General features: G+C 74.0%; 7 protein-coding genes. All 7 read right to left on the reverse strand.

Translation table 11 applies throughout. The features are described 5' to 3' along the window. Positions 1 to 47 precede the first annotated feature (47 nt). Genes ABT369_RS53670 through ABT369_RS53700 form a run of 7 tightly spaced genes read right to left on the reverse strand, consistent with a single transcriptional unit; the run spans position 48 to position 8730 of the window. Positions 48 to 1535 carry a CoA-acylating methylmalonate-semialdehyde dehydrogenase gene (locus tag ABT369_RS53670; RefSeq protein WP_502891942.1) on the reverse strand — a complete coding sequence of 496 codons (1488 nt, stop codon included), beginning with the start codon at positions 1533 to 1535 and terminating at the stop codon, positions 48 to 50. Further along, entirely contained in the window at positions 1532 to 2386 is an 855-nt protein-coding gene (locus tag ABT369_RS53675; protein WP_350625747.1) for an HpcH/HpaI aldolase/citrate lyase family protein, read from the reverse strand. The genes ABT369_RS53670 and ABT369_RS53675 overlap by 4 nt, the downstream gene beginning before the upstream one ends. Further along, positions 2383 to 3849 (reverse strand): dihydroorotase, encoded by a 1467-nt coding sequence (locus tag ABT369_RS53680; protein ID WP_350625749.1) that lies wholly within the window; start codon positions 3847 to 3849, stop codon positions 2383 to 2385. Before ABT369_RS53680 ends, ABT369_RS53675 begins: the two co-directional genes overlap by 4 nt. A gap of 19 nt (positions 3850 to 3868) precedes the next feature. Beyond that, positions 3869 to 5266 carry an MmgE/PrpD family protein gene (locus tag ABT369_RS53685; protein ID WP_350625751.1) on the reverse strand — a complete coding sequence of 466 codons (1398 nt, stop codon included), beginning with the start codon at positions 5264 to 5266 and terminating at the stop codon, positions 3869 to 3871. Continuing rightward, a complete protein-coding gene (locus ABT369_RS53690; RefSeq protein WP_350625752.1) occupies positions 5259 to 6110 on the reverse strand; it encodes a cyclase family protein in 852 nt (283 codons plus the stop codon). The genes ABT369_RS53685 and ABT369_RS53690 overlap by 8 nt, the downstream gene beginning before the upstream one ends. After that, entirely contained in the window at positions 6107 to 7309 is a 1203-nt protein-coding gene (locus ABT369_RS53695; protein WP_350625754.1) for a CaiB/BaiF CoA transferase family protein, read from the reverse strand. The genes ABT369_RS53690 and ABT369_RS53695 overlap by 4 nt, the downstream gene beginning before the upstream one ends. Next, positions 7306 to 8730 carry an FAD-dependent oxidoreductase gene (locus ABT369_RS53700; protein WP_350625756.1) on the reverse strand — a complete coding sequence of 475 codons (1425 nt, stop codon included), beginning with the start codon at positions 8728 to 8730 and terminating at the stop codon, positions 7306 to 7308. Before ABT369_RS53700 ends, ABT369_RS53695 begins: the two co-directional genes overlap by 4 nt. Between the last annotated feature and the right edge of the window lie 133 nt (positions 8731 to 8863).

Below are 8863 nucleotides of genomic sequence, written 5' to 3' on the forward strand. Positions count from 1 at the left end.
GGTTCCGCGGGGCGAGGACCCGCTCGCCCCGCGGAACCGCGCCGCGCTCAGGTGTTGACCGGGAAGCCCAGGGACAGGCCGCGCTGGCTCGGGTCGCTCCAGCGGGTCGTCACGACCTTGGCCCTCGTGAAGAAGTGCACGCCCTCGGTGCCGTGCGCGTGCACGTCGCCGAAGAGGGAGGACTTCCAGCCGCCGAAGGAGTAGTACGCCATCGGCACCGGGACGGGCACGTTGACGCCGACCATGCCGACCTGGATCTCGCGGCAGAAGCGGCGCGCGGCGCCCCCGTCGGCGGTGAAGATCGCGGTGCCGTTGCCGTACGGGTTGGCGTTGATCAGGGCCACGCCCTCCTCGTACGACGCGACGCGCACGACCGACAGGACGGGGCCGAAGATCTCGTCGGTGTAGACGGACATGCCGGGCTCGACGCCGTCGAGCAGGGTCGGGCCCACGAAGAAGCCCTCGCCCTCGGCGTCGTAGGCGCCGTCGCGGCCGTCGACGACCACCCGGGCGCCCGCGGCCTCGCCCGCCGCGATCGCGGACGTCACCCGGTCCCGGGCCGCGGCCGAGACCAGCGGGCCCATGTCGCAGCCGCGGCGGCCGTCGCCGGTGCGCAGGCTGCGGGCCCGCTCGGCGATCCGCTCGACCAGGTCGTCGGCCGTCTCACCGACGGCGACGACCACCGAGATGGCCATGCAGCGCTGGCCGGCCGAGCCGAAGCCGGCGTTCACGGCCTGGTCGGCGGCCAGGTCGAGGTCGGCGTCGGGCAGCACCAGCATGTGGTTCTTGGCGCCGCCCAGGGCCTGCACGCGCTTGCCGTGGCGGCTGGCGGTCTCGTGGACGTACGACGCGACCGGGGTCGAGCCGACGAACGACACGGCGGCCACGTCGGGGTGCTCGAGCAGGGCGTCGACCGCCTCCTTGTCGCCGTTGACGACGTTGAAGACGCCGTCGGGCAGGCCGGCCTCCTGCCACAGGCGGGCCAGCCACAGGGCGGCGGTGGGGACCTTCTCGCTGGGCTTGAGCACGACGGTGTTGCCGGCCGCGATCGCGATCGGGAAGAACCACATCGGGACCATCGCCGGGAAGTTGAACGGGCTGATGATCACGACGGGGCCGAGCGGCTGGCGCAGGGAGTGCACGTCGACGGCGGTCGAGGCGTTCTCGGTGAAGCCGCCCTTGAGCAGGTGGGGCATGCCGCAGGCGAACTCGACGACCTCGCGGCCGCGGGCGACCTCGCCGCGGGCGTCGTCGAGGACCTTGCCGTGCTCGGCGGTGATGATCGCGGCGAGCTCGTCGGCTCGCTCGTTGAGCAGCTCCCGGAAGCGGAACAGCACCGTGGCGCGGCGGGCGAGCGAGGTCTCGCTCCAGTCGGCGAACGCGGCGGTCGCGGATTTCACGGCGGCGTCGGCCACGGCCCGGTCGGCCAGGCCGACGCGGGCGGTCTCGGCGCCGGTGGCCGGGTCGGTCACCGGGGCGGTGCGGCCGGTGGGGGCCACCTCGGCCCCGGAGATCCAGTGCGGAACGGTGGTCACGTGGCGGCTCCCAGGCAGCGGCGGATGTGGGCGTGGACGGCGAGGACACGTTCGGCGCCGCGGACCATCGCGGGGTCGACCATGCGGCCGGTCGCGGTGACCGCGACGGCGCGCCCGCCGGCCCCGGCGGCGGCGAGGCTGTCGAGCAGCGCCTGTGCGGCGGCGACCTCCCCCGGGTCCGGGGCGAACCCGGTCAGGATGGGCTCGACCTGCTTCGGGTGGACGGCGGTGCGGCCGAGGAAGCCCATCGCCCGGCCGGCGCGGCAGGAGGCGATCAGGCCGTCGGTGTCGGCGAGGTCGGTCCAGGCCGACATCATGGGCGCGGGCAGGCCGGCCGCGCGGGCGGCGACGACCACCCGCGAGCGGGCCCAGGCGAGGCCGGCGTCGGAGGTGACGCCGAGGTCGCTGCGCAGGTCCGCCTCGCCGAGGGCGAGCGCGGCGACCTGCGGGGCGCGGGCGATGTCGGCCGCGGCCTCGATGCCGACGGCCGACTCCAGCAGGGCGTGCACGGGGACCGGGCCGAGCGCGGCGACGACCCGCGCGACCTCGGCGGGCGACTCGACCTTGGGTACCCGGACCGAGTGCAGCCCGGCGACGTCGGCCAGGGCGGCCAGGTCGTCGTCGCCGCCCGGCGTGCCGACCCCGTTGACCCGCACCGAGATCCGGGCCCGGGCCGGCGGGTCGAGCCCGAGCAGCCAGGCGCGGACCGCGGCGCGGGCGGCGTCCTTGCCGCCGGCCGGGACCGCGTCCTCGAGATCCAGGATCACCACGTCCGCGGGGCCGGCCAGCGCCTTGCCGAACAGCGCCGGCCGGTCCCCGGGGACGTAGAGGGCGACCAGATCGGGCGTCACGATCCCGTGGGGCGGTGCAGGTAGCGGCCGCGCGGCTCGCCGGTGACCACACCGTCGGTGAGCACCCGCATGCCGCGCACGAACGTGTCGGTGACGGCGGCGCTGAGCTCGAAGCCCTCGAACGGCGTGTACTCCTGGGCCGAGAGCGAGTCGGTGGCGCGGATCGTCCACGGGCGGTCGTCGTCGAGCAGGCACAGGTCGGCGTCGAGGCCCTCCTTGATGGCACCCTTCGACGGCAGGCCGTAGCGCTGGGCCGGGTTCCACGCGGTGAGCGCGGCGATCCGGTCCCAGCCGAGGCCGCGCTTGCGTCCCTCGCTGACCAGGGCGGGCAGGAGGTACTCGGCGCCGCCGAAGCCGGACTTGGCCAGGAAGACGTCGTCGCGGTCGGCGCCGAACTTCTGCTCGTCGCGGCAGCAGGCGTGGTCGGAGACGACCCAGTCGAGCTCGCCGGCGAGCAGGTGCTCCCACAGCGCCTCGACGTCCTCGCGCGGGCGCAGCGGCGGGTTCACCTTGCCGCCGATGCCCGAGGCCGTGTGGATGTCGGCGACGAGGTGCCCGATGGTGACCTCGCGGCGGAAGTCGATGTGCGGGAACGTCTTGGCCATGAGCAGGGCGGCCGCGACGGCCTTCGCCGAGCTCAGGTGCAGCAGGTTGATCTTCGGCAGGCCGGTCTCGTGGGCGAGGTAGGACGCGATCGAGATGGCCAGGCCCTCCGAGTGCGGCGGGCGGGAGGCGGAGTAGGCCTCGAGCCCGGTGAGGGTGCCGTCCTCCTCGACCAGCTTCGTGTAGGCCGCCATGATCTCGGCGGTCTCGCAGTGCAGGCTCAGCGAGATCGCCTCGGCCTTGTCGGGGAACTGCTCGCGGGCCTTCTGGATGCCGCGCATCACGAACTCGAAGTGGGCGATGTCGTACCGCTCGCCCTCGGGGGTCATCAGGAACTTCGACTGGTCCGAGGACCGGCCGTGCAGGCCGTGGCTGCCGTAGAACATGAAGATCTTGAACGAGGTGACGCCGTGCCGCTCGACCAGCATCGGGATCTCGTCGATGTGCTCCTTGCTCATCGGGGCGAGATGGAAGGCGTAGTCGATGAAGGCGTTGCCCTCGGAGAGGCCGAGCACCTCGGGGAAGACCTCGGCGTAGGGGCCGCCCTTGTTGAGGTAGTACTGGCCGGTGCGCATGTAGTTCAGGCCGGTGGTGACCCCGCCCTGGGCCGCGGCCCGGCTCTCGACCTCGGTGTCGACGTCGAGCGGGTTGTAGATGCCCCAGTGCTGGTGGGCGTCGACGACGCCGGGGAAGGCGAGCTTGCCGACGCCGCCGACCACCTCGGCGGCGTCGGCGGTGTCCAGGCCCGCGGCGACCGCGACGATCTTGCCCTCGGCGATGCCGATGTCGGCCGGGACCGGCTCGGGAGCGTCGTGGGAGACCACCCGGACGTTTTGGACGATCAGGTCGTAGTGGGTCATGGTTGATGTCCTTCCGGGTTCACGGGTGGAGCAGGGTGCGCACGTCGGCGAGCGTGTCGAGGGCGAGGACGGCGGCGCGCAGCCGCTCGGCCTCGCCGGCCGGGAGGGCCGCGCCGGCGTTGTCGGCGAACTTGCGCCCGACCTCCTCGTCGGTCAGCGGCCACTGGTCGCCGCCGCGGTTGGCGAGCACCTCGACGGTCTCGGTGCGCCCGTCGCGCAGCCGCGCGGTGAGCACGGCCGGGAACTGGTGCGGGAAGATCGCGTCGCAGCGCGGGTCGGCCACGACGCTCACCTTCGCCATCAGCTCGCGGCGGGCCGGGTCGGCCGCCAGCGCGTCGGTGTAGTCCTCCAGCGCCGCGCCCAGGCCGCCGCCGCCGAACAGGCCGACGGTGACCGCGTACGGGGCCGAGAACTGCGCCTGGTAGCCCGTCGCGGGCGCGCGCTTGACCTCGATCGGCTCGCCGATGGTCCGGATGACCGGCCGAGGCACGCCGACCTCGACGGCCTCGACGTCGGCCGGGCGCACGCCGCGGCGGCGCAGCTCGGCGGCCGCGTCGACGGTCGTGTGGGTGAAGTGGTTGGCCGGGTAGGGCTTGAAGAAGATGCCGGGGACCGCCCACCGCTCGCCGAGCCCGTCGGTGACCTGGCCGGCGTCGAACGTGCCGTGCAGGAAGGCCTGGAAGAAGCCGAACCGGCCCTCGAGCGCCGTCGGCGGGCCGGTGAGGCCGCGGCGGGTCAGGTCGGCGGCGGTGACGGCGCTGTGCGCGGCCCACCCGCAGTGCAGCCGCTTCACGGTGCCGCCGGTGCGGTTGGCCTCGATGATGCCGGAGGCCATCGAGGCGGCGACGCCGAGCGCGGACTGGATGCCGTCGGCGTCGAGGCCGTGCAGCATGGCCGCGGCGACCGCGCCGCCGAGCGCGCCGCAGATCGAGGTGGCGTGCTGGCCGTGCTCGAAGAAGGTCGAGTTGCCCGCGACCGGGTCGTAGCCGGCCATGCCGATGCGCACGCAGGTCTCGAGGCCGACCGCCACCGCGGCGAGCAGCGCGGCGCCCGGCGCGCCGACGGCCTCGGCCGCGGCGAGCGCGGCGGGCACGACGCCGGCGCTGGGGTGCAGGACCGACGGCAGGTGCGTGTCGTCGTAGTCGAGGGAGTGCGCGAGCGTGCCGTTGACGAGCGCCGCCAGGGCCGCCGGCACCCGCTCGGCGACGCCGATCGCGGTGGCCTCGGCCCGGCCGCCCTGGTCGGCCACGTAGCCGATGACGGCGCGGCTGGAGTCGAGGTCCTGGGCCCGCAGCGCCAGGCCCAGCGTGTCGAGGACCCGCAGCCGGGTGCTGGCCAGCACCGCGTCCGGCAGCCCGCCCGGACGCGTCTCGGCCGCCAGCTCGGCGATCCGGCGGGAGAGCGTGGGCTCAGCCACGGGAGACCACCGCCAGCGGGCGGACCGGCGAGCCGGTGGCGCCGTACAGCTTCAGCGGCGACAGCACGAACGTGAACCGGTGCACACCGGCCGCCGCGAGGTCGTCGAGCACCATCGCCTCGATGATGTAGATGCCCCGCTCGACCAGCAGCACGCGGTGGGCCGGGAGGAGGCCGTGTCCGGCGCCGGGCTTGAGGCACTCGAAGGCGATGGTGTCGGCCCCGACGGCGTGCGGGCGGTGCTCGGCGAGCCAGGTCGCGCCGTCCTCGCTGACGCCGGGCACGCCGGTGTGCTGCCCGACGTAGGCCGCGTAGTCGTCGAAGTGCCGGCCCCAGCCGCTGCGGATCAGTACGACATCGCCTTCTTGGATCGTGACGCCCTGGACCTTCGCGGTCAGCTCGAGGTTGGCCGGGGTGATCTCGTAGCCGCCCTCGAGGCCCTCGGGCGAGCCGAGCGCGGCCGGGACGTCGAGCAGCACCCCGGGGCGCACCATCGGCTCGATGGTGTGCACGCCGAGCGCGTCGAAGCGGCCGCCGACCGACGCCTCGCGGGCGTCGGACCCGTCGGCCAGCCGGCCGTCCTGGCTCACGTGGGCCAGCGCGTCGATGTGGGTGCCGACGTGCGTGCCCATCGAGATCATGTCGTTCGCGGCCGAGCCGCCGTCGCCGCGGACCATGTCGCCGTGCCGCCGGGGCAGGGCGTGCCAGTACGGCGGGTGGTTGGGCGACTGCGGCATGCCGATGCGCAGCGTGCGGCCGAGGTCGTGGACCTCGACGCCGGCACTGACCGCGGCGATCAGCGGGTCGACGGACACGGGTTCTCCTCGCTCTTCGGGAATCGTCATGCCACGACCTGCCGTTTGCGCAGGTCCGCGACCCGTTCGGGGTCGTAGCCGAGGTCGGCCAGGACCTCTTCGGTGTCGGTGCCGAGGGGGCGCCCGGTGAAGCGGATGGATCCGGGGGACGCCGACATCCGCCACATCACGTTGTGCATGAGCACCGGGCCGAGCTCGTCGTCGTCGACCTCCGTGAGCATGCCGGTGGCCCGGACGTGCTCGTCCTCGACGAGGTCGCGCGCGGAGTAGATGGGCGCGACCGCCGCCCCGGCCTCGGTGAAGGCGCGCACCACCTCGGCGCGGTCCCGCTCGCGGACCCAGCCGCCGACGTAGGCGTCGATCTCGTCGGCGTGCCCGGCCCGGCCGCGGCCGGAGGCGAACCAGGGCTCGTCGATGACCTCGGGGTGCCCGACGAGGCGCATCACCCGCTCGGCGATGGACTGGGCGCTGGAGGACACCGCGACCCAGTGCCCGTCGCGGGTCTCGTACGTGTTGCGCGGCGCGTTGTTGGTCGAGCGGTTGCCGTGCCGGGTCTCCACGACGCCGAGCTGCTGATAGGCGGTGGGGCCGGGGCCGACCGCCGTCGTCAGCGGGCTGAGCAGGTCGAGGTCGATCACCTGACCCTCGCCGGTGCGCTCGCGGTGCAGCAGGGCCATCGTGATCGCCGTCGAGGCGGCGAGGCCGCAGATGCTGTCGGCGAGGCCGAACGCCGGGAGCGTGGGCGGGCCGTCGGCGGGGCCGGTGAGGTACGCGAACCCGCTCATCGCCTCGACGAGGGTGCCGAAGCCGGCGCGCTGCGCGTAGGGGCCGGTCTGCCCGAAGCCGGTGACGCGGGCGACCACGAGCCGCGGGTTGCGCTCGTGCAGCACGTCCGGACCGAGGCCCCACTTCTCCAGCGTGCCCGGGCGGAAGTTCTCGACGAGCACGTCTGCGGTGGCGACGAGATCGAGCAGGACCGCGGCGCCCGCGGGGTCCTTGATGTTCAGCGCGACCGCGCGCTTGTTGCGCGAGATCTCCTTCCACCACAGGGCGACGCCGTCCTTGCTCGGCCCGTGGCCGCGCATGCCGTCGCCCTTGAGCGGGTGCTCGATCTTGATGACGTCGGCGCCGTAGTCGCCGAGGAGCTGACAGGCCAGCGGGCCGGCGAGGATGGTCGACAGGTCGATGACCCGCACGCCGGCGAGGGGGCCGGTGGCCGCCGCGCTCACCACGAGAGGATCCCGGTGCCGAGCAGCCGGCCGAAGGTCATCGCCGGGGTGGCGAGCATGCCGCCGCAGAAGGAGTTGCCCATGAACGCGCCTGAGCCGAGCAGCTCGCCGAGCGCGTAGAGGCCGGGCACGGCGGTGCCGTCGGGGCGCACGACGCGCAGCCCGGCGTCGACGGCCAGGCCGGCGGTCGAGGTGATCGACATGCCCTGCACGCGGATCGCGTAGAACGGCGCCTCGGCGAGCGGCAGCGGCCGGAACCGGCGCCCGAGCGGGTCCTCGCCGTCGCGATTCGCGTTGTACTCCTCGACGGTGGCGACCAGGTTGTCCGGGTCGATGCCGGCGGAGGCGGCCAGCGTGCGCAGGTCGTCGGCGACGTGGAACATGGGGTGGCGCCCGGCGTGCGCGCGCACGTCGTCGGCGCTCCAGCCGGGGATCATCGGCGGCGCCTCGCGCAGCATCCGCCCGTCGAACACGATGTAGCGGCGCAGGTCGGTCTGGCGCAGCAGCGCGTGCTCGCGCACGTCGACGCTGGGCTCGTCCTCGGCCACGAACCGGCGGCCCTCGACGTTGACGTAGATCTCCCAGGGCATGCGCATCTCGGGCCAGTGCACGGGCCGGCACAGCACCGGCGCCGGGAAGTCGTCGTGCTCGAGGACCGAGCCGAACGAGCACAGGTAGAGGTCGTGGTTGCGGGTGTAGCCGCCCGCGTCGACGCCCAGCCGGTGCCCGGCGCCCCTCGCGAAGCGGTAGGAGGCGTCGGCGTACGCCGGGACGCCGTTCATCTTCTCGAACAGCGCGGGGTCCGCGTTGTAGCCGCCGGTGGCGAGCACGACGTTGGTGCCGTGGTGCTCCTCGCCGTCCGCGGTGACGACGCCGGTCACGCGGCCACCCTGCGCCTCGGGGTCCTGGACGAGCCCGACGACCTCGGTGCCGAAGCGGGCGGTGACCGCGCCGCTGTCGATCAGCTCGCGGAACGGTGCGCGGACCGCGGCGAGAATGGAGCGGCCGAGGTCGGGGCCCCAGTAGTACCGGTCCTGGCTGTAGTGCTCGTGGTTCTGGCCCCGCACCGGGTGCTCGGGCAGCACCGGCATGGCGAGGTCGTCGAGGAGCCAGTCGATGGTCGCGGCGGCGTTCGAGACGGCCAGCCAGACCAGCTCGCGGTCGGCGGTGTCCTTGCTGATCCGGACGATGTCGGCGAGGTGCGACTCCGGCGTGTCCTCGATGCCCTTCGAGCGCTGCAGGCGGGTGCCGGCCGCGCTGAGCTGGCCGGTGGCCAGGTGCAGGGCGCCGCCCTCCTCGGGCGCGGCGTCGATGACCAGCACGCGCGCGCCGTTGCGCGCGGCGAAGATCGCGGTGGACATGCCGCCGGCGCCGGCTCCGACGACGATGACGTCCCAGCGTGTCCCTGGGGTGGTGTTCACCAGAACTCCTAGGTCGGGGTGTGGGGGGCCGGGGGGGCCGGCGGGCCCCCCCGGGGTGGGGGGGGGGGGCCGGCGGGGGGGTTTTTTATAGGTTGGGATTTTTGAGCGATTGGTGGGTAGGTTTTTTTTTTTT

It is taken from the genome of Dactylosporangium sp. NPDC000244 (assembly GCF_040300725.1).
In the GTDB taxonomy this organism is placed as follows: domain Bacteria; phylum Actinomycetota; class Actinomycetes; order Mycobacteriales; family Micromonosporaceae; genus Dactylosporangium.

Excerpts from the sequence above, each read along its gene's own strand:
- ABT369_RS53680 (WP_350625749.1), bottom strand. The coding sequence starts at position 3,849 with ATGACCCACTACGACCTGATCGTCCAAAACGTCCGGGTGGTCTCCCAC.
- ABT369_RS53690 (WP_350625752.1), bottom strand. The coding sequence starts at position 6,110 with ATGACGATTCCCGAAGAGCGAGGAGAACCCGTGTCCGTCGACCCGCTG.